Origin of the sequence: Psychrobacter sp. S4(2024) (assembly GCF_036861305.1) — a bacterium.
Classification (GTDB): Bacteria; Pseudomonadota; Gammaproteobacteria; order Pseudomonadales; family Moraxellaceae; genus Psychrobacter; species Psychrobacter cryohalolentis.
In genome coordinates this window covers 548,336-569,361 of record NZ_JAZAQR010000002.1, presented here as the reverse complement: position 1 = coordinate 569,361, position 21,026 = coordinate 548,336, and the positions used below count along the sequence as shown (strand labels likewise).

19 protein-coding genes and 2 tRNA genes are annotated in these 21,026 nt (G+C 41.2%); 16 read left to right on the top strand and 5 right to left on the bottom strand.

Annotated elements, in window-relative coordinates:
* Positions 1 to 218: 218 nt before the first annotated feature.
* The 13 genes from secG (at position 219) to pnp (ending at position 12,798) form a co-directional block, all read left to right on the top strand.
* On the top strand, positions 219 to 527 hold the full coding sequence (gene secG, locus VLA57_RS07335) for a preprotein translocase subunit SecG (RefSeq protein ID WP_011512446.1): 309 nt from the start codon (positions 219 to 221) through the stop codon (positions 525 to 527).
* Between the two features lie 159 nt (positions 528 to 686).
* Positions 687 to 771, top strand: a tRNA-Leu gene (locus tag VLA57_RS07330).
* Between the two features lie 123 nt (positions 772 to 894).
* Positions 895 to 971: transfer RNA gene (locus tag VLA57_RS07325), tRNA-Met, on the top strand.
* A 458-nt stretch (positions 972 to 1,429) separates the two neighbouring features.
* Positions 1,430 to 1,930, top strand: coding sequence for a ribosome maturation factor RimP (rimP, locus tag VLA57_RS07320; protein ID WP_333954734.1), 501 nt, complete (start codon positions 1,430 to 1,432; stop codon positions 1,928 to 1,930).
* 133 nt (positions 1,931 to 2,063) lie between these two features.
* Positions 2,064 to 3,548: a transcription termination factor NusA gene (gene nusA, locus VLA57_RS07315; protein ID WP_011512448.1), complete on the top strand. Its 1,485-nt coding sequence runs from the start codon at positions 2,064 to 2,066 to the stop codon at positions 3,546 to 3,548.
* Positions 3,549 to 3,697: 149 nt separating this feature from the next.
* Positions 3,698 to 6,424 carry a translation initiation factor IF-2 gene (gene infB / locus VLA57_RS07310; protein WP_011512449.1) on the top strand — a complete coding sequence of 909 codons (2,727 nt, stop codon included), beginning with the start codon at positions 3,698 to 3,700 and terminating at the stop codon, positions 6,422 to 6,424.
* 198 nt (positions 6,425 to 6,622) lie between these two features.
* Complete coding sequence (locus VLA57_RS07305; RefSeq protein WP_011279383.1) at positions 6,623 to 7,027, top strand: ribosome-binding factor A; 405 nt, start codon at positions 6,623 to 6,625, stop codon at positions 7,025 to 7,027.
* 16 nt (positions 7,028 to 7,043) lie between these two features.
* Complete coding sequence (truB, locus tag VLA57_RS07300) at positions 7,044 to 8,123, top strand: tRNA pseudouridine(55) synthase TruB (protein WP_333954733.1); 1,080 nt, start codon at positions 7,044 to 7,046, stop codon at positions 8,121 to 8,123.
* Between the two features lie 384 nt (positions 8,124 to 8,507).
* Positions 8,508 to 9,032: a type 1 glutamine amidotransferase domain-containing protein gene (locus VLA57_RS07295; RefSeq protein ID WP_333954732.1), complete on the top strand. Its 525-nt coding sequence runs from the start codon at positions 8,508 to 8,510 to the stop codon at positions 9,030 to 9,032.
* 58 nt (positions 9,033 to 9,090) lie between these two features.
* A complete protein-coding gene (locus tag VLA57_RS07290; RefSeq protein WP_188004066.1) occupies positions 9,091 to 9,249 on the top strand; it encodes a hypothetical protein in 159 nt (52 codons plus the stop codon).
* A 45-nt stretch (positions 9,250 to 9,294) separates the two neighbouring features.
* Positions 9,295 to 9,474, top strand: coding sequence for a hypothetical protein (locus VLA57_RS07285; RefSeq protein ID WP_333954731.1), 180 nt, complete (start codon positions 9,295 to 9,297; stop codon positions 9,472 to 9,474).
* Between the two features lie 352 nt (positions 9,475 to 9,826).
* Entirely contained in the window at positions 9,827 to 10,093 is a 267-nt protein-coding gene (rpsO, locus tag VLA57_RS07280; protein WP_011512454.1) for a 30S ribosomal protein S15, read from the top strand.
* 602 nt (positions 10,094 to 10,695) lie between these two features.
* Entirely contained in the window at positions 10,696 to 12,798 is a 2,103-nt protein-coding gene (gene pnp, locus VLA57_RS07275; protein ID WP_333954730.1) for a polyribonucleotide nucleotidyltransferase, read from the top strand.
* A 112-nt stretch (positions 12,799 to 12,910) separates the two neighbouring features.
* Here the strand turns inward: pnp and VLA57_RS07270 are convergent, their stop codons facing one another.
* The 4 genes from VLA57_RS07270 to VLA57_RS07255 all read right to left on the bottom strand — a co-directional run bounded on the left by VLA57_RS07270 (position 12,911) and on the right by VLA57_RS07255 (position 16,658).
* The gene (locus VLA57_RS07270) at positions 12,911 to 13,483 is read right to left on the bottom strand and encodes a hypothetical protein (RefSeq protein ID WP_011512456.1); all 573 of its coding nucleotides are present in this window, start codon (positions 13,481 to 13,483) and stop codon (positions 12,911 to 12,913) included.
* Between the two features lie 43 nt (positions 13,484 to 13,526).
* Positions 13,527 to 14,057 carry a hypothetical protein gene (locus tag VLA57_RS07265; protein ID WP_333954729.1) on the bottom strand — a complete coding sequence of 177 codons (531 nt, stop codon included), beginning with the start codon at positions 14,055 to 14,057 and terminating at the stop codon, positions 13,527 to 13,529.
* 147 nt (positions 14,058 to 14,204) lie between these two features.
* On the bottom strand, positions 14,205 to 14,462 hold the full coding sequence (locus VLA57_RS07260) for a YheV family putative metal-binding protein (protein ID WP_133103969.1): 258 nt from the start codon (positions 14,460 to 14,462) through the stop codon (positions 14,205 to 14,207).
* Complete coding sequence (locus VLA57_RS07255; RefSeq protein WP_333954728.1) at positions 14,463 to 16,658, bottom strand: M3 family metallopeptidase; 2,196 nt, start codon at positions 16,656 to 16,658, stop codon at positions 14,463 to 14,465. It lies immediately after the preceding gene.
* A 561-nt stretch (positions 16,659 to 17,219) separates the two neighbouring features.
* Here VLA57_RS07255 and VLA57_RS07250 point away from each other — a divergent pair.
* From VLA57_RS07250 to VLA57_RS07240, 3 genes are all read left to right on the top strand, one after another.
* A complete protein-coding gene (locus tag VLA57_RS07250; protein ID WP_201530576.1) occupies positions 17,220 to 18,332 on the top strand; it encodes an AOC03_06830 family ribosome hibernation factor in 1,113 nt (370 codons plus the stop codon).
* Positions 18,333 to 18,549: 217 nt separating this feature from the next.
* Positions 18,550 to 19,308, top strand: a complete 759-nt coding sequence (locus VLA57_RS07245; protein WP_041752899.1) for an endonuclease/exonuclease/phosphatase family protein — start codon at positions 18,550 to 18,552, stop codon at positions 19,306 to 19,308.
* A gap of 59 nt (positions 19,309 to 19,367) precedes the next feature.
* Positions 19,368 to 20,363 (top strand): NADP-dependent oxidoreductase, encoded by a 996-nt coding sequence (locus tag VLA57_RS07240; protein ID WP_201530575.1) that lies wholly within the window; start codon positions 19,368 to 19,370, stop codon positions 20,361 to 20,363.
* 35 nt (positions 20,364 to 20,398) lie between these two features.
* Here the strand turns inward: VLA57_RS07240 and VLA57_RS07235 are convergent, their stop codons facing one another.
* Positions 20,399 to 21,025 (bottom strand): alpha-ketoglutarate-dependent dioxygenase AlkB family protein, encoded by a 627-nt coding sequence (locus VLA57_RS07235; RefSeq protein ID WP_011512463.1) that lies wholly within the window; start codon positions 21,023 to 21,025, stop codon positions 20,399 to 20,401.
* Position 21,026: the final 1 nt, after the last annotated feature.

Sequence of the window (21,026 nt, the reverse complement as noted above, 5' to 3'; positions counted from 1 at the left end):
ATAGATATGATAAAAACGTGAGTCTTTATTGTAATTGTTATTCACAAAATGTCTTTATCAGTTGGCAAAAGTGGGTTTAACAGTCCCCTTGCAATCGTGTACAATACGCCCTATTTATATCATCGATATGGCAACATTTACCGCCAATCTTTATCACTATTACACCATACGATTTGTTTTTCGTTATCAGTCGTCATTACGCGGCAAAAGAGGCCACCATGTTTACGTTTATATTAGCCCTGCATATTATCGTGGCGATTGCCATGATTGGCTTGATTTTGATACAGCATGGTAAAGGGGCAGATGCAGGGGCTTCTTTTGGTGCCGGCTCATCAGGTACAGTATTTGGTGCAGCGGGCACTGCCAACTTCTTAACACGCGCGACAGCCGTATTGACCGCCATCTTTTTTATCACTAGTATGACCCTTGCGGTCCATGCTCGTAAGCAAGCAGAAGATCAGTTTCGTCTAGATGCACCGGTTTCAGCACCACAAACGCCGCGGCCTTTGACACAAAATCCTCAGTAGCTGCTGTTACTCTACTTTTTTAAGTAGGCAGCCCTTGCTATTTGAAAGCGTTACATTTACAATGCTTTTTCTGTTTTTACAAGTCTTAGACCTTTGATGCTTACCTTACGCGTCAACTATAATGGGTATTGAGAATATAGAGAGAACAGTTAGAGTAATGCGATTGTGGTGGAATTGGTAGACACGCCATCTTGAGGGGGTGGTGGCGCAAGCTGTGGGGGTTCAAGTCCCCCCAATCGCACCAAGTTTTAAAGTTGTATCGTATTAAGTGAGTCGTTCAAAATAGCTAAGATTTTTAATTTAAATTATTTTTAAATAAAGATTGACACTACTATAAAACCTCCCTATAATACGCGTTCTAGATTGATGCGGGGTGGAGCAGTCTGGTAGCTCGTCGGGCTCATAACCCGAAGGTCGTTGGTTCAAATCCAGCCCCCGCTACCACTTTTTATACTGATGTTTTGCACACTAAATTTGTCAGTAACAATTAGCCCACCATTATGCTTGTGGGTTTTTTTGTATCTGGCGGTCTGTGTAATCGCGATATCTATCCTACTTATGCTAAGCTCTATGTCTATAGAGTGCGATACCATTTATAGAAGCTTGTCATCACATGTCATTCATGGCGCGATGATACTTAAGCACACTATCTTTTATTCCTCACTCTTTTATCGATAGTACTGCTTTATAAGTAATAAAAGCATAGCGCGGCTGAGCTTGATATTTGTTAAGCTTACCCTGATATAAATACCCGGTAGATATCATTTGTGTTTATGCTTTAAGCATAAGACAATCACTGTGGTTTAAATAACGATAGGTTCTTATTAAATAATGATGAAGAAAAACTTCAGCAGGATTTATTAAGTAAGATAGATAAGTGAATAGGAAAATATAAATAGATTATGAAGCTTTCGACCAAAGTTACAGAATTGACTAATATCATTGCCCCTGCCGTCGCGGCTTGCGATGTGGCACTATGGGGTATAGAGTTTGCACCACAGGGCAATCGCTCTTTGTTACGCATTTATATTGAGGCATTGCCAGAAGAGCAAGCTCAAAATAAACAAGTAACGATTGAAAACTGTGCAGCAGTGAATCACCAAGTGAGCGGTATTCTTGAAGTTCATGACCCGATTTCCGGTGAGTTTATTTTAGAAGTCTCTTCACCTGGTTTTGACCGTGCGTTCTTTTCAGATGAGCAAATGCATGCTTATGTCGGTCAGACAGTGAGCTTGCGTTTGATACAAGCGATTGGTGAAGGTGATAAAAAACGCCGTAAAGCAACTGGTACTCTAAACAGTATCGATGCCACCTCTTTAAAGCTGACTGCCATTGATGGTGAGCAGTTTGAGATTGCATTAAGCAATATTGATAAAGCCAATTTAATTTATGAAGATACTTAATCTATTCGCTATTAGACCTTTTAGTGTATAAACGCAGTTAGTCTAATAGTTTAGATGGCTGATGGTGAAAATATAGAGTAAGTCAAAAATTATAAAATTTAAGTCAATTAAAAAATGATAGGACAGGCATAGTATGAGTCGTGAAATCTTAACGGTAGTAGAAACTGTCAGTAACGAGAAGGGCTTAAATCCTGAAGATATCTTTGAAGCAATCGAAGATGCTTTGGTCGTCTCGACTAAGAAAAAAGTATATACCGATCAGCCGGAAGTAGAAGTGCGGGTCTCAATTGACCGTACAACAGGCGATTATGATACTTATCGTTATTGGACAGTGGTTGCGGATGAAGACCATGAAATGCCTGCTTGTCAGCTTGCGATTACTGACCTTGATCAAGAAGAATGGTCAATCGGTGATATTAAAGAAGAGCAAATTGAGTCGATCGAGTTTGGTCGTATTGCTGCCACTCAAGCCAAACAAGTTATCATCCAAAAGATTCGTGAAGCTGAGCGTAATTTAGTAGCAGATGCTTTTGAGCCACGTGTTGGCGAGATGATGTATGGCGAAGTCAAAAAACAAACCCGTGATGGTTACATCATTGACTTAGGTGATAATGCTGAGGGTTATCTATCACGTGATCAGATGCTACCACGTGAGCAATTGCGCGCAAAATCGCGTATCAATGCCATCTTATATCATGTGAACCGTGAAAATCGCGGCGCTCAGTTGCTTCTATCACGTACTCATCCTGAAATGCTCTCGGCATTGATGCAAAAAGAAGTGCCTGAGATTGCAGAACAAATTATCGAAATCCGTAACGTCGCGCGCTTACCGGGTACTCGTGCTAAAATAGCGGTTAAGACCAACGATCATCGTATCGATCCGGTTGGTGCTTGTATTGGTATGCGTGGTACACGTATCCAAGCAGTACAGCAAGAGCTTGATGGCGAGCGTATTGATGTAGTGGTTTGGTCAGATGATCCTGCCCAATTTATCATCAGCGCTTTAGAGCCTGCAGACGTAAGCAGTATCATCCTAGATGAAGATACGCAAACGGCTGATATTATCTTTAGTACCAATGATCAGCTAGCACGTGCGATTGGCTCACAAGGTCAAAACGTACGCTTAGCTTCTGAGCTGACCGGCTATAAGCTAAATATGATGCTAGAAGAAGAGTATCAGCAGCGTCAAGCAAACGAATCTAAAGCATTCATCGAACTATTCTATGAACGCCTAGAAGTGGATAAAGACCTAGCACAAGCGCTTGTCGATATTGGTTTTACCAGTATTGAAGAAGTGGCTTATGTACCTGTCGAAACCTTCTACGATATTGAAGGATTAGATGATGAAGCGATTGATATGATCCAAGAGCGTGCGAAAGAAGTCGTTATTGCAGACGAATTGGTCAAACAACAGAACATGAAAGAGCCAAGTCAGGAACTACAAGATCTTGAAGGAATGACAGTCAGTTGGGCTTATAAAATGGCTCAAAAAGACATCATTACGGTGGATGACTTGGCAGAACAAGCCGTCTTCGACTTAGAAGATATCGAAGACTTAGATACTGAAACCGCAGGAAAACTCATCATGAAAGCTCGGGAATCTTGGTTCAATGAATAAGCGGTAACTGCATATCGCTGTCTTTTGGTGATATGCTATCGATAATAAAGTGCTGGTATGAGCAAAATTTATATCAGCCTTACCCCAATCATTTGTAGCCAACAACTGAATTGAACATATAGCAAATAATAGACAGTAGGTGATAATAAATGGCAGATAAGACCGTCAAAGAACTGGCAGATATGGTAAGCAAAACCGCAAGTGCTGTACAACAGCAATTGGTAGATGCTGGACTGCCTGCGCGTGCAGAAGGTGACTTAGTCACCGAGCTTGAGCAGGAAAAGTTGGTGACGTATTTAAAGCAAAGTCATGGTCAGGAAGAAAAGCGTCGCATTAGTCTGAAGTCTAAAACGACTAGTACTGCGCGTGTGACTGGCTCTTCGGGCAAATCTAAGAGCGTCAATGTTGAAGTGCGTAAAAAGAAAGTGTTCGAGAAGCCTGATCCAGAAAAGATGGCTGAAGAATTGGCTGCACGTGAGCAAGCGATGATTGAGTCGCAAGCGCGTGCTGCTAAAGATGCCGAAGACCGTGCTGCTACTAAGAAAAAATCTGAGGAGCGTCAAGCTGCTACTTTAGCTGCGATGCGTGCAAGCCTTGGCTCTAGCAAAAAGTCAGACGACAAGAATGACGATATTTCAACGTCAGTGGTTGTGAAAAAAGGCGGCAAGACTACTATTGAAGTTAAGCCGAAAGACCAACCTAAGAAGAAAGTTACAGCGACAAAACCAAAAGTTGAGACGGCAGTTGAGCGTAAAGCTCGTGAAGTGCGTGAAAAAGAAGAAGCTCGTTTACGCGAGATCGAAACTGAAACACGCCGTACCCAAGCTGAAGAAGCGCAAAAGCGTACGCTTGAGCAAATGCGTAAAATGGCTGGTCAATATACTGATCAGCCCGCAACTGAAGTTCGTAAAGATGAGCCATTGGCAGAAGGTTTGGTTGGTGACGCATTAGAAGAATCGTTTGAGAAAGAACGTCGTGAAATCAAGCGTGGCACCAGTACTACTAGTGCCCGTGGCCGTGGTCGTCGTAAAAATCAAGACGAGCGTGAAATTAAGAACCGCAAAAACGGTCTACGTTCAAGCCAGTCTTCACAGCATAAATTCGAAAAGCCTGTCGAAAAAATTGTTTATGATGTAGAAATCAGTGAGCAAATCACGGTTTCTGATCTTGCCCAGCGCATGGCAGTGAAAGCTCGTGAAGTGACTAAGTTACTCATGAAAATGGGTGAAATTGCTCGCGAATCAGACATGATTGATCAAGCAACCGCTAGTCTAATCGTAGAAGAGATGGGTCACAATCCAGTACCCGTCAGTGATACTAAAGTTGAAGACGATCTACAAGATGCTGTTGATGAGCGCAGCAGTAACGTACAAACGCGTCCACCAGTAGTCACTATCATGGGTCACGTTGATCATGGTAAGACGTCATTACTAGATAAAATCCGTGAAACGAAAGTGGCTACGGGCGAAGCAGGCGGTATTACTCAGCACATCGGTGCTTATCATGTGAAAACAGCACGTGGTGTTATTACTTTCCTTGATACTCCAGGACACGCCGCCTTTAGTGCAATGCGCTCACGTGGTGCTCAAGCGACAGATATCGTTGTATTGGTCGTTGCTGCAGATGACGGCATGATGCCACAAACTGAAGAAGCGATTGATCATGCTCGTGCTGCTGGTACGCCGCTGATTGTTGCTATCAACAAAATGGATAAGCCAAGTGCTGATCCTGATCGTGTTCTTAACGAGTTGACTGCAAAAGAAGTGGTATCGGAAGATTGGGGTGGCGATACTCCTATGGCTCGTATCTCAGCCAAGACAGGTGATGGTATTGATGAGCTGCTAGAGCTTATTAGCTTACAAGCTGAGCTAATGGAATTAGAAGCACCATTAGATGGTCCTGCTCAAGGTGTGGTTATTGAGTCAAGACTCGAAAAAGGTCGTGGTCCTGTCGTTAGTGTCCTTGTCAAAAAAGGTACATTAAAACAAGGCGATTTAGTCTTAGCTGGTGAATATTACGGTAAAGTTCGTGCGATGACTGATGAACATGGCAAACGTATTCAATCAGCTGGACCTTCTATCCCTGTAGAGATATTAGGCTTACCTGAAACGCCGGCAGCTGGTAGTGAATTCTTAGTCTTAACGGACGAGAAAAAAGCCCGTGAAGTCGCGGACTTTAGAACCAACCGTGAGCGCGAGCGTCAGCTTGAGCGTCAAAACGCGATGCGTCTAGAGAGCATGTTTGATCAGATGGAACAGGGTAATGTTTCATACCTAAATATCGTTCTAAAAACCGATGTTCGTGGCTCGCTTGAAGCACTACTTGCTGCATTGAATGAGTTATCGACGGATGAAGTTAAAGTCCGTGTGATCAGCTCAGGCGTTGGTCCTATCTCTGAGTCAGATGTGACGCTAGCAGAATCTAGTGAAGCGGTATTATTAGGCTTCAACGTTCGTGCAGATGCTACCGCACGTCGTAAATCAGATTCTGCCAACATGGATATCCGCTATTACAGCGTTATTTATGGCTTGATTGATGATGTGAAAGCGGCAATGAGCGGTATGCTTGCGCCAGAACATCGCGAGAAAATCTTAGGTGTTGCAGACGTTCGTGAAGTATTCCGCTCTAGTAAGTTTGGTGCAGCTGCTGGTTGTATGGTGGTTGAAGGTACGATTTATCGCAACAAACCTATCCGTGTATTACGTAATGACCAAGTTATCTTTACTGGTCAATTACAGTCATTACGTCGCTACAAAGAAGACGTTAATGAAGTACGTACGGGCATGGAATGTGGTCTAGCCGTCCGCGGTTACGATGTAGAAGCTGGTGATAAAATCGAAGTCTTTGAGATTCAAGAGTTCGCACGTACTATCTAAAGTCACTGGTGAAATTAGGATGGTGCATCATGCGACCCGCTTTATTAACTGCGCATGGCATGATGGATTAGCTATCTTATAAATATTCAGCTGTACTTAGGCCTAACAGGTACATCCTGCTAGGCCTTTTTTAACAAATATTAGTCGTTAAACTTATTAATAAATGATTATATTGATCAATAAAAACAAGGTAATAACATGAACCAACGTTTACAACGTTTAGCTGATCAGATTCAGCGTGAGCTTGCTGTCCTTATCCGTGACGCGGTCAATGATCCGCGTCTGACAGGTTTTGTCACTATCTCTAGTGTTAAAGTCAGCCCAGATTTGGGCTATGCTGATGTGTATGTGACCATTATGGAGCCTGAGCTCAATGATGCCATGACCATGTCAAATCATGAAGAAAGCATCAAGGTGCTAAACAAAGCAGCAGGATTTTTGCGTACGGAGCTGAGCCATAGTTTAAAGACTCGCACAACACCGCGTTTGCGCTTTCATTATGATGAAGTGACTGCCCGTGGTAATTACATGATGGATTTAATCAGTAAAGCAGTTATTAAAACTGAAGAAAATGAGTCTGACGAGCAAGAAAACGAAGAATAGAAGGGTAAAAGCCATTATGTCTATCGCGTCTACGCAAGCGGGTAAAAAGTCTAGTAATCACCCTAACAAGATTAAAGTTTCTGGTGTGATTTTAGTCGATAAGCCTCAAGGTATGACTTCTCAGCAAGTGGTTTCAAAGGTAAAATATTTATTTAAATCACCTAACCATGACAGCAAGAAAGCAGGTCATACCGGTACACTTGATCCAATGGCAACGGGATTATTGCCTATCTGTTTGGGTGAAGCGACCAAATTCAGTCACTATCAGCTTGATGCGGACAAATCCTATCAAGCGACTATTTTACTTGGCAGTCAAACTGATACTGGTGATGCCGATGGTCAAGTCACTGCTGAGGCACCGATTCCAGCGTTTGATGATGCACTGTTAGACAAAGTCGCTCAGCAGTTTTTAGGTGCCCAGCAGCAAATTCCACCGATGTATTCTGCCTTAAAAAAAGATGGCAAAAAACTCTATGAATATGCTCGTGCTGGTATAGAAGTAGACCGCCCGCCAAGAGACATTGTCCTTAAAGCCATTGAGTTAAAAGCAATCGATGAGCAGCAAATCCAGTTAACAGTAACTTGTTCAAAAGGCACTTATGTGCGTGTATTGGCAGAAGATATTGCTAAAGTGATGGGTACACTTGGACATTTAACGGCATTGCGCCGTCTACAAGTGGGTGATTTTAAAATCGATGAGACAATTGCGCTTGCAGATTTAGAAGCATTGCCATTAGAACAACGTCAGACATATCTATTGCCAGTAGATGCCTGCATTGATATTAGTGCTGAGCTGTCACTATCGTCAGAGCAGTGTGAGCGCGTACAAATGGGTCAACGCTTGAATGTTATTGATCAGTTGACTGATGATGTGCAAAGTTATATCACAATAGCTATCGATCAGCATTTAGCTGCTAACAATAACAGCGCTGCTGATAGTCAAAATATTGAAGATACTAACGATGATAACGAGCAGCAATTGGTACATGAAATACCGATAGATATTCGTCTTATCGATGAACAGGGTGCGTTTATTGGTTTAGGAGCAGTGAGCTTAAATGGTCGATTGCAACCTAAAAAGCTGATTCAGTTATAATTTCAATACGTAAATTTGGCTAGATTTATAACTTAAGAGCTGCAAAACTTACTAAGAGTTCACACAAATCACATATCGTCACATTTTATTGCAGGTTTCACCTATAGTGAAACCTGCTTTTTTTGTATCTTTATTAAGTCAGCTAGGGAAAGCATGACATGGATGAAAAAAAATAATAAGAAAGTACAATATAAAATATGAAAGGCTGATAATAATACAAAACGGATTTACTATAAATTTCGTTGAATAAAATAATAATAATGATAAATCTGAGCAGTAAAACTAAATAAAAATAACAAGACATTAATTCATATAAATTAATTTATACAATTATAAGAAAGTTATTCAATCATAAATATAATTTATAGATAAATAGGAAGTATTATGAAAACGATTGCTTTTTTACTTCATAACAACTTTGAACAAGCAGAATATGAAGAGGTTAACAACAAACTAAAAGCTAAAGGTTACATCACACTTCTAATAACGACCAATAAAGAAAAAGAAGTTCAAGGTATGCAGCAAGACGTCAACAAAGGCGATACTTTTACTGCTGATATTTTTGCAAAAGACGCAAAACCTGCTGAGTATGATGCTTTAGTTTTGCCAGGTGGTACGGTTAATGCTGATACCATGCGTGGTAACGAAAATGCACATAGGATTATTACTGCTATAAATGAGGCTGGTAAACCGCTTGCTGTTATCTGCCATGCGCCTTGGATATTAATCAATACTGGTATAGCTAAGGGTAAAACGTTAACGGCTTATCATACTTTGCAATTTGATTTAGAAAATGCTGGGGCAAAATTCGTAGACGAAAGCGTGCAGATAGACGGTAATCTGATTACCTCACGCAACCCAGATGATATTAATAATTTCGTCGCAGCGATTGACAAAGCTTTAACATAAGCTGCAATCGTTTTAACTTAGAGTAACTTTTATTCATTATCTATAAGGATATAACACGATGACACAGCCTAATCCAAACGATACCAAATTTGAGCAACAACGTTCTGATTCTGCCAAAGCAGCGCTTAAAAGCCAGACGGAAGATAATCATACAGAAGACACTGAAGCTGCCGCAGAGCGTATTGCTGATAACTTGGAAACGAAGGAAGATAAATAGCTCCTTAAGTATGAATATATGAGTTAAATGTAAATAGGAGTTACTATGAGCAATTCAGTAAAAGATATGGATGAGCAAGAACAAGAGATTAATCAACTTGTAGAAGATATCAATCCTCGTGCTGATAACTCTCCTGATAGTTTAGCAGAAGCTACGACTGTGCCTTTAGCAGACGATGAGCTAGGCGGTACGGCTAGCAAAGAAGATATCCAAAAAAATAAATAATTCTTAGATTATAAGGCTGCTATCTACATTTCATGTTTACTTTTGATGGGTACTAATAATTTAGTCAAATTACTTACCAATAATCAGATATTCTTAAAACCATAACAAAAAACTGCTGTTAGCCCAGCAGTTTTTTGTTATAATTGGCGTCATATTTAAATACGGTTTAGATTATTCTAAATGGTTTTAAATGACAGTTATGACTCATTGAGCTTGTCGTACACTAGGTCAACTCTAGTAATGCAGGGTTGTCGTGAATGACGTGCAGGCTATTTTATTGACTATTCTATTGCTCCTCGATACTTAAACTTTTAAGGTTATCTTGGTGCTCTTAGCATTGCCGGAGAGATTTATGCTAACTAATGCCGATCGCGAACAAATCATTGCTCAATACCAACGTGGTGAAAGTGACACTGGTTCACCAGAAGTTCAAGTAGCTTTGTTAAGTGCTCGCATCAACGATCTACAAAACCATTTTAAAGCACACAAAGCGGATCACCATAGCCGCCGTGGTCTTATCCGTATGGTTAATACCCGTCGTAAACTGCTTGATTACTTAAAAGGTAAAGATCTTGGTCGCTATACCACCCTTATTAGCCAGTTAGGTCTACGTCGTTAATTTGACGACAGTAGTACGAATGGTTGCTAAAACGAGATATGCCTTAACTGGGAAGTATTTTAGATTTTTTGCGCAGCTATTTGGAACTTGCTTGTTGATATCGATAAAATAGATTTTTCTAAAAACGGTGTGGAATAGTTTCACGCCGTTTTTTTATGCTTATTAGTATGGTATGAGTTTAAGTATAGAAACAAAAGCTTATATTTAACTAATTATTAAGAAATAGATAGTAGTGCATTAGGTTGGTCAATGACCATAAATCACTGTAAAATAATGCCTTAGTCGGTTTTTGCACTGTTTATGATAGATAAACATGCATAGGTAAAGTAGTGAAGAGGCTCCATAGATGGAGTGGTTTTGATGCTATAAAAATCTAAATGATCGTTATAGCAAACCGAATTTTAGCATTAACCAATATGCAGGGCTGTGCTTTATGTACCAGCCAATTGCATAAGATAAATATTTGATAATAATAGTTTCGATAGACAAGATTTATAAGTATAAAGACAGTCGATTAGAAGCTATATACAAAGAATTTTAATGACAGATATCAGTGTTTTTTGTGCTGATATTATTTCGTCAGTCAATATTAGGAAAATTATATGACAATGTTTAATACCATTAAGCGTGAATTCCAATACGGTAACCAGCAAGTTGTTATCGAAACAGGACGTATTGCGCGTCAAGCCAACTCGATTTTAGTCCACATGGGCGGCGTTACTGTATTGGTAGCAGCGGTTGTAAAGTCTGATGCTAAAGAAGGTCAAAACTTCTTTCCATTGACCGTTAACTATCAAGAAAAAATGTATGCTGCGGGTAAAATCCCAGGTGCTTACGGTAAACGTGAAGGTCGTGCGAGCGAGTCTGAAACGTTAACCTCGCGTCTAATTGACCGCCCAATCCGTCCGTTATTCCCTGAAGGCTATGTCAACGAGATTCAAATCACGGCAACGGTTGTGTCATCTGACAAAACTCAATCAGCAGATATCGCAGCACTAATCGGTGCTTCAGCGGCGCTAGCTATCTCTGATGCACCATTTAATGGTCCTGTTGCTGCTGCGCGTGTTGGTTTTATCAATGGCGAATACGTACTGAACCCGACGCTTGAAGAGCTTAAAGAAAGTGATCTTGACTTGGTCGTGGCTGGTACAAAGTCTGCGGTATTGATGGTTGAATCTGAAGCGGCAGAGTTATCAGAAGATCAAATGCTAGGCGCAGTATTATACGGTCATCAGCAGCAGCAAATCGTTATCGACAACATTGCTTCAATGGCAGCAGAAATCGGTACCGCTAAGCAGCAATATACCGCTCCTGTACGCAATCAAGCGTTAGAGACTGGTATGAAAGAGCAGTTCGGTACGCAAGTATCTGACGCTTATACCATCACTGATAAGCAAGCACGTTACAGCAAGCTTGATGAAATTAAAGACGCTGCCCTTGCAGCTCTTGCTGGTGATGCTGAATCAGAGAGCTATGCTGATACCGTATCTGAGTTAAAAGAAATCTATAACGATCTAAAGTATCGTACCGTTCGTGACAACATTTTGTCTGGTAAGCCACGTATTGATGGTCGTGATTTAGAGACTGTTCGTGCCCTTGATGTACAAGTGGGCGTATTACCATTTACTCATGGTTCAGCATTGTTTACACGTGGTGAAACCCAAGCATTGGTAACGACTACCCTTGGTAATACTCGTGACGTCAATATGATTGACTCGCTAGCGGGTACCATTCGTGACCATTTCATGTTGCATTATAACTTCCCACATTTCTCAGTAGGCGAAACAGGTCGTGAAGGCATTCCTAAACGTCGTGAAATCGGTCATGGTCGTCTAGCACGCCGTGGTGTACAAGCGATGCTGCCTGATAGCGATCGCTTCCCATATGTTATCCGTGTGGTTTCTGAGATCACTGAATCAAATGGTTCATCGTCTATGGCCTCTGTTTGTGGTGCAAGTTTGGCATTGATGGACGCTGGTGTGCCAATTAAAGCACCGGTTGCTGGTATTGCCATGGGTCTGGTTAAAGAAGGCGAGCGCTTTGCTGTATTGTCTGACATCTTAGGTGATGAAGATCATCTTGGCGATATGGATTTTAAAGTTGCTGGTTCTAAAGACGGTATTACTGCTCTACAGATGGACATTAAAATCGAAGGTATTACCCCAGATATCATGGAGCAAGCGTTAAAGCAAGCTCATGCTGGTCGTATCCATATCTTAGACGCGATGAACAAAGTATTGCCTGAAAGCCGTACTGAAATCAATGCTCATGCACCTAACTATGCCGTAATTGAGATCAATCCGGATAAAATCCGTGATGTTATCGGTAAAGGCGGCGCAACGATTCGTCAGCTAACGGAAGAAACTGGTGCGGTTATCGACATTGATGATGCTGGTACCATCCGTATCTTTGGTGAAAACAAAGCGGCAACTAAAGCGGCAATTGCTAAAATTGAAGCAATCACAGCAGAAGTTGAAGTAGGTAAAACTTACGAAGGTACGGTTGCTCGTATCGTTGACTTCGGAGCCTTTATTAACGTATTGCCAAATACTGATGGTCTCGTGCATATCTCGCAAATCGCTGATGAGCGCGTAGAAAACGTATCTGACTATCTAAAAGAAGGTCAAATCGTTAAAGTATTGGTCCAAGATGTTGATAATCGTGGTCGTATCAAGTTGACTATGAAAGGTATTGAGCAGAGCTAATGCTTGATATTTGATAGCGTTAATATTTAAAGAACCGCCTTGAATCACTTATTATGAGTGCTCAAGGCGGTTTTTTTATGGACGTAAAATATAACTAAAATTAGAAAATATGCTATATGGCAACGTCTCTAGGTACATGGATATCAATGCGAAGCTTAGGTAAATTTGCTAAATAATGGGTTATGAGAGGCAATATATCAATATGCCAATCTAATGGAAGCGCATTTGTTATAAGAGACTCATTGGTCGAAGGATTGGCTTCATTGCGTGAATGGTTGTAAATAAGGGGACGGGCAAGCAGAGCAATGTGACGGATACCTTGATAGCGTATCAGCGTCGTCAGTTGTTGTCGTAAATCGATTAAAGCTTCCGTCAACCAGCGTACTCTTACTGGATGATAAGAGTGATCTGATATAACAAGGTTAGCAATATAACTGGGTTGGTTGCCATTACTACTGACACTAAGCCCAGCTTGCTCACGTATGCGTTTATGCAGTAAACAGCTACCAACCATTAAGCTACCATCACAGCACGCACGATAGTAACGTTGATAATTATCAGGATATAGGGTTTTTGCGCGAGTCAAAATAGGATCTAAAAGGAGACCAGCGCTATTAACAGGAAGTATGAGCAGCTGAGCGCTGCTATTTAAAATAGGATTATGAGTGAGTTGCAAAGATGCCATCATCAACCCCTGAATAAAAGCATACATTATTTAGCGATAACTGCTAATTAGTGGTGTTTTTAACCGCAGTATCAGCTTCTAATTGGGCAATTTGTTGCTCAAGTAATGCGATTTCTTGAGCCTTAAGTTCGGTTAATTGTTTGGTCATGGCAATCTGTTCAGCAGCGAGCTTTTCTTGTTCGGCTAAGCGCTTACGTTCATCTTCTAAACGATCAATCTCTTCTTTGGCTAAGCTGTTCGTTTTTGGTAATGGGGCTTCTAAGATAGCTTTAGCATCTGGGATATCAGAATCCGTTATGTTAGCGCTACCTTGATTTTTATCATCAATAATATTATTAACGTCATCTTCTAATGGTACAGAAGCAATCTGTGTAGGCTTATCTTGTTCGGAAGTCACCGGCAAATTTTCAGCAGAGCTCTGATTAGATTGAGGTGCCGTGCCTTTCCAAACGAAATAACCGATTAACAGCACAATTAATGAAATACCAAACCACCATTTTTGACGTGGCTTAGCAGAATGGGTAGATTGTTTTGAGACTTTATGGGATAAAGGACGCATTTTTTTGCTTTTCATACTACGTTCAATTTAGGTTAAAGATATCCTGCCATACTATAGCAAACTCGAAATAAAAAAGCCCATCTATTGATAGAAGGGCGATTAAATACAGCATTGTTTATAGCAATCATGAGATATGACTGTCTGATCATCAAATATAAAGAGTTATTCTTTGAATTTGACCGTCCCACTGGTTCCGGTAATCATAGCGTCACGAGTTAATTGGTCTTCAAGATGGTTCTTTGCGCTGATCTCATCAGGATCAGGGCGATGTTCAGTATGCCCGCATAGCGTACATTCAATATATTCATCAGGCGCTGGCACAACGATATTGACTTGTACTACCGCATCCATGACCTGACATTTCGGGCAGCGAACGCCCGCTAAAAACTGCCGCTTTGGACGCGTTGATTGATAGCGCATTTAAATCACCTCGCGTGTTATTGAGGCATTGGCAGCCGTACTACTTTTAGTCTGGTCTTTAGTATCAGAAAAACCGCTATGACGTAGCAAAGCATCAATAATGGCGCTACGACCACGGAAATTTTCAAAATTCACCTTAGCTGGAAAACTACCGCCCACTGATAAAATAGTCTCACGGAAGGCTTTACCTGTGATGGGATTAAAAATGCCGTCTTCTTCAAATTTACTAAAAGCATCAGCAGACAACAGCTCTGCCCATTTATAAGAATAATAACCAGCGGCATAACCACCAGCAAAAATGTGACTAAAGCCATTGGCAAAGCGGTTGTAATCAGGCGTCTGTAAAATGGCAATATCATTACGTACGCTGTTAAGCGTAGTCAAGATACCTTCATAATTAAGCGCTGGCGTGTGCGCATGAATCAACAAATCGAACAAAGCAAATTCGATTTGACGGAGCGTTTGCAAACCACTTTGGAAGTTTTTGACTGCCAATAGCGCATCGAGTTTCTCTTTTGGTAATGGCGTGCCAGTTTCGACATGACTGCTAATAAGAGCAATACCTTCCGCGTCCCACGCCCAGTTCTCCATAAACTGGCTTGGCAGCTCGACGGCGTCCCATTCTACGCCATTGACGCCAGCAACATCACCTATCGTTACTTGAGTCAACAGATGATGTAAACCGTGACCAAACTCATGAAACAAGGTGACAACTTCATCATGAGTCAATAAGCTTGGCTTACCATCGAGTGCTGGGGTGAAGTTACCGACCATAAAGCACACTGGTAGCTGTTGGTGGTTTTGCTCTTCATAACTATAACGTGATTGAAAGCCACTCATCCAGGCGCCGCCGCGTTTACCACTACGGGCAAATAAATCAAAATAAAAACCGCCAAGCAAGTTATCATCAGCATCAAATAACTGATAAAAACGCACCTCATCATGCCAGCGTGATACGGATTCATTTTGCTCTTGTACTTTGATGCCGTATAAACGCTCAACGATAGCGAATAACCCGCTAATCACTTTTGGTAATGGGAAGTACGGGCGAATCTCTTCTTGTGATAAGCTGAACTCGCTTTGTTTGACCTTTTCGGCGATATAAGCACTGTCCCACGGCTGCAAATCTTCAATACCGTAATCTTGCGCATATTTTTGCAATTGCGCCAAATCTTGCGCAGCAGTTGGCGTTGCTTGCACTGCTAAATCACGTAAAAAGGTTTCTACTTCTGCCACGCTGTCTGCCATTTTGGTCGATAGCGATACCTCTGCATAGTTATGAAAACCCAATAGTCTGGCTTTTTGTTCACGTAACTGCAAAATCTCACTCATAATATTTGCGTTATTTAGAGACTGACCTTTAGCATTAGTATGCTCATCAAACTCAGAGCCGCGAGTGACATAGGCACGATATAACGTCTCGCGTAAGTTGCGATCATCGGCATGGGTCATAATGGCAAGATACACAGGAATATTTAAGCCTGCCACATAATAAGGCGTCGATAAGGTATCAATCTCTGTTTGCGTGAGCGAACCATTTGCAAGCTGGCTTGTTTTATATTGCTCACCAGCATCGGCTATTAATGCCAAACCACTTTCAGTCAAACCTGCTAACTGCTCTGTTTTAAGCGGCAACGCATAAGCTTGAGTGGCGTCTAAAACATGGTCTGAGAAAGTGGCTGATAACGTAGACAGCTTACTTTGAATGACTGCAAATTTATCTTGCTCAGCTTTTGGTAATGCGACCCCTGATAACTCAAAGCTACGTAGCGCAAGCTCAATAGCTCGTGCTCGTGCCGGCTCAAGCGCTGCGAAGAAAGCTTTATCGTTGACAATCGCTTGATAACGACTAAATAGCGGCTGATGCTGCCCAACGCGCGTACCATAAGCTGATAGCTTTGGTAACAGCTCATGATGGACATGGCGGATCTCATCATTGCTCATGACACTATTCAGATGCGACAAAATGCCCCAACTGCGATCCAATGCCAAATTGATGTGGTCAAAGTTTTTTATATCAATTAGCGCTTGCTCAGCGTCTATCGAGGTAGACGTATCCTTGCTATCTGTAGACACCTTCAACTCATCTAAAAACGCATTAGCCGTGTCAATGGCGCTGATTACTTGCTGTTGCAAAGTGCTTGGTGCAGTATCGGCAAAATCGACAAGATGTAACTTTGAAGAAATAGAAGTCATAAAAGGTTCCGTTATAAATAATGAGTTTGACAGATAAAAGGGTTTAATTTGGCGTAATTATTCAAATCGTTCAAATGATTAACAGGCATTACTGTTTATATTTTAAAGATATATTAAGATCAAGGTTTCTTAATGTTAAATAGTTTGATGTGAGGCTAATCGTTATGGTGTATTGATAAACATTGTTAATAATCAGCATTGTAATATTTAAATAATGGGTCTTCATTAATGAAAATACAAGCTGGAAGCTTGAGCTCTGCTAAGCTGTTAATCAAGTGACCTTTATTAAGGCTACTGTTATTAAGGTTATTGTGGCAAGCGTTGATATTATTTACAAAGCATCATCATTTGCTTGCAAATTAACCCTATAGCTTGTGTGGTCAAGTTGGTAGTGTAATAGGATAACAGGCGTTAATAGTGCTGTAGTATGAATAGCCTGTTAAGCATGCTATGTTATTAAGAGTATGCAGTCGCCTGACCGCAAAAATCTAGAATAAGTAACAGGCAAGGCGTACCAAAAGTAGTATTGGAAATTTATAGTCATAAAACAAGGAGTATTAAATGAAAGCAACTCTCAAAAGCTTACGCGAGACAAAGGCGAATCCAGCAGTCAGTATTTTTGTCAAAACGCACCGCGAACACCCTGCTAATGACAAAGACCCTATTGCCCTAAAAAACCAATTAAAAGTCGTCGAAGAACGTCTAACCAATGAGTATGACAAGCGTACAGCGACCACTATCTTAGACAATATCCATGCTAAGACCAAAGAGCTGAATCATAATCTTAATCTAGATACCTTAGCTATTTTTGCTAGTACTGACGATGTGCAAGTGATCCGTATGCCTATTGATACCACTGAGCGCGTGGTTATCTCACATCGTTTTGCGACCCGTGATTTAGTGCGTGATATGGCAAGCGCTGTGCATTATTATACTTTGGTATTGACTCGTGATAAGGCACGTTTAATTGAAGCCTCTAATGATCGCGTGATACGAGAGTTCGATCTAGACGATACTGCCCAAAATAATATGGAAAACATTCCTTTTCCTATCGACAATAATGGACTTCATACGACAAGCGATGGCGGATCAGATCGCTCAGCGAATAATGAGAGTAGTGCGTTAAAAGAGTTCTTTAACCAAGTAGATAAGAGTGTTCAAGAGCTGTGGGGCGAGCATAAAATGCCGCTAGTCGTAGTCGGTGATAGCAAAAATATTGGCTACTATAAAGATGTTTGTGACCGTCCGGATAATATCATCGCTACGGTATCAAACGCCACCAATCTAGATGAGGGTGGTGCACAGCATGTTATCAACAGTGTACAAGAAGCAGTAGAAGGTTATCGTACCTCCTTACACCAAGCGGCACTGGGCGAGATTGATAAAGCGCGCGGGGCGAACAAACTACAGACTGATTTGCAAGAAGTCTATCGCAGTGCTTTTCAGGGTATAGGCGATACCTTGTATGTCCGCCGTGGCTATATTCAACCAGCCAAAATTAATGAAAAAGCGCAAACGCTAAGTCTTGCGGACGACTCAAGTGCAGAAGGTATCACTGATGATGCTATTGGTGAAATCATTGAGCATGTCATTCATAATGGCGGTAAAGCGGTCTTTATGCCACAAGATATTATGAATGCAGACCAACCGATTGCTCTTGTCACCCGCTATTAATAGATGACATAGGCTCATTAACGAATTAGCCATTGGTCATTGATAGCACATAGGTATAGTATGAGAGCATTGGTTCAGTATGGGCCAATGCTCTTTTTACATGTATGGTTTTCTAGTGCCTCGATTCTATTTCAAACGATTATTTTTTATTTTGAGCTGACCATATTCAAAACCCAATATCTACTCTATAAATACTGAGTTTATGACTACTACCATTATGACTAATACCACCTCTTTTGTACTCACAAGTTATAACATTCATAAAGGCATGTCGCCGATGAATCGCCAGGTCAAAGTTCAGGGTATCGCCCAAGCACTTGATATTATAGGTTCCGACATACTCTGCCTACAAGAAGTACAGGGGCAAAACCTTAAGCGCAATATTCAATATAACGAGTACCCTGACCAGTCTCAGCACGAATGGTTTGGTGAATATCTGCAACTAGAAAACAGTTATGGCAAAAATTCAGAGTACGATAACGGCCATCATGGCAATGCGGTGTTGAGCCGATTTCCACTTGATCCCAAGCACAACGTCAATATTACGGTCAATAAGCTTGAGCAGCGCGGGGTTTTACACTGTGAAGTGCAGCCAGTGGGTTGGGAGGTGCCAGTGGTGGTTTTATGCGCCCATTTAAACTTATTTGAGCGCGATCGTATCAAGCAATATGAAGCGATTTCTAACTATGTCCGAGATGAGATAGCCCCTGACCAGCCACTGATTTTGGCGGGCGATTTCAATGACTGGAAAAAAATGTCTTGTGATAGATTGGCATCAAGCTTGGGTATGACGGAAGCTTTTAAACATTGTCACGGCAAGCTGCTGCCTACCTTTCCAGCAAAGCTACCTGTATTGAGTTTAGACCGTATCTATGTCCGTAATCTCAGAATAAAAGATGCTTGGGTACATACGGGTAAACCGTGGTCAACTCTGTCTGATCATCTGCCTTTGAGTGCAGAACTGGCGTTGCTATAGAGTAAAAATTATTAATAGAATAAAGAACGCTAAACTAAAATAAACAAGGATGATATACAATGTCTGATAAAAGCATACCAATGACTCAAAATGCCGTACTCATACGTGAGTTTGGTGAACCTGAAGTCATGATATACCAAGATGATATTGCCGTACCTGATTTGACAGATGATCAAGTGCTGGTAAAAGTTGCTTATGCCGGCATCAATCCAGTCGATTATAAAACTCGTCAAGGTAAAGGCTGGGGCGCCACCAATATCCAAAAAGATAAGTTTGATCATAATCAACCAGCGATTTTGGGTTTTGATATGTCAGGCACAGTAGTTGAAAGTCAAAGTACGAAATTTGCTGTTGGTGATAAAGTCGCAGCATTAACTTTTAACGGTGGATGCTATGCTGAATATGTCGCTGTTGATGCTAAAATGCTGGCACGTGTACCTGAAGCTGTCACCTTAGAGCAGGCAGGCGCATTACCTTGTATCGGACAAACGGCGCTACAATTTGTTGAGTTTGCTGATATCAAAGAGGGCGAGCATGTAGTGATGAATGCCCCAGCAGGCGGTGTTGGTCATCTATTGATACAGCTTTTGATGAAAAAAATCGCTAAACATAATATCAAAGTTACGCTTATTTGCTCAGCAGAAAAGTATAAAAAACTGGATAGCCTGATAGATACTAGCCAGCTTACAGGCTGGATTGATTACACCAAAAATGGTCCGTTTCCTGAGCTGCAAGCCGACGTCTTATTGGATTTGGTCGGTGATGAAGCGGGTGTAAGGGCGCTAGACGTTGTCAAAGAGTCTGGACGTGTATATGTACTACCAACAATTTGGGTAGATAAACTCAAAGAAGCAGGCAGTCAAAAAAATCTAAGCGTTGAAGGTTATGCGGCTCAGCGTAATGGCGAGGATATGGCACGAGTACTACAGCTAGTGGCAGATGGTCAGCTAACTTTACGTTTGCAAAAGACTTATCCATTGTCAGAAGTCGTTATCGCCCATCATGAGCTGCAAAAAGGCGATGCTTTTGGTAAATTGGTATTGAAAGTCAGTTGAGCCGAGGTTGATTGGATAATAGATTTAGCTAATGGTTAGCTTCGATTATTTGGATATATTTGCCGAAAGGTTAGGCTAATGCGTCCTGTGGTTACCTTTTTAGTCTTGGTAATACTGTGCTTCCAAAAGCTTTGGGTATCACCATGCATGACAATTAGCTGACCTGACTCAAGATAAAGCTCAACTTTATCTTGAGTTTTTTTATGCTTAAAGACAAATTTACGCGTAGCACCAAGAGATAATGAAGCAATAACTGGTTGCTCACCAAGCTCTCGTTCATCATCGGCATGATAGCCCATACCATCCTCACCAGAAGGATAATAGTTGAGTAAACAGGAATTAAAATTGGCATCAATTCCAAGATCTAATAATTTCTGTTCGATATGATGTTTCACATGAAACACAGTATCTGTCCAAGGTATGGTTTGACGCGTATGACCAGAGTACTGATAATCAATATCGCTATCACCCATCCAAACGATTTGACGCGTTGTGATATGTGTCTTGCCAAATAAAGTAACGATATCTTCTTGCCAAGGTAACTCAGTCACCAAGTTATAAAATAAAGGGCTGGGATAATCGATCACAATACCTAAATCATTTACCAGACCGTCATAAGGCAAAAGGTTGTCAGTCAGCTTGGGCGCAAAAATGTCAGTCATA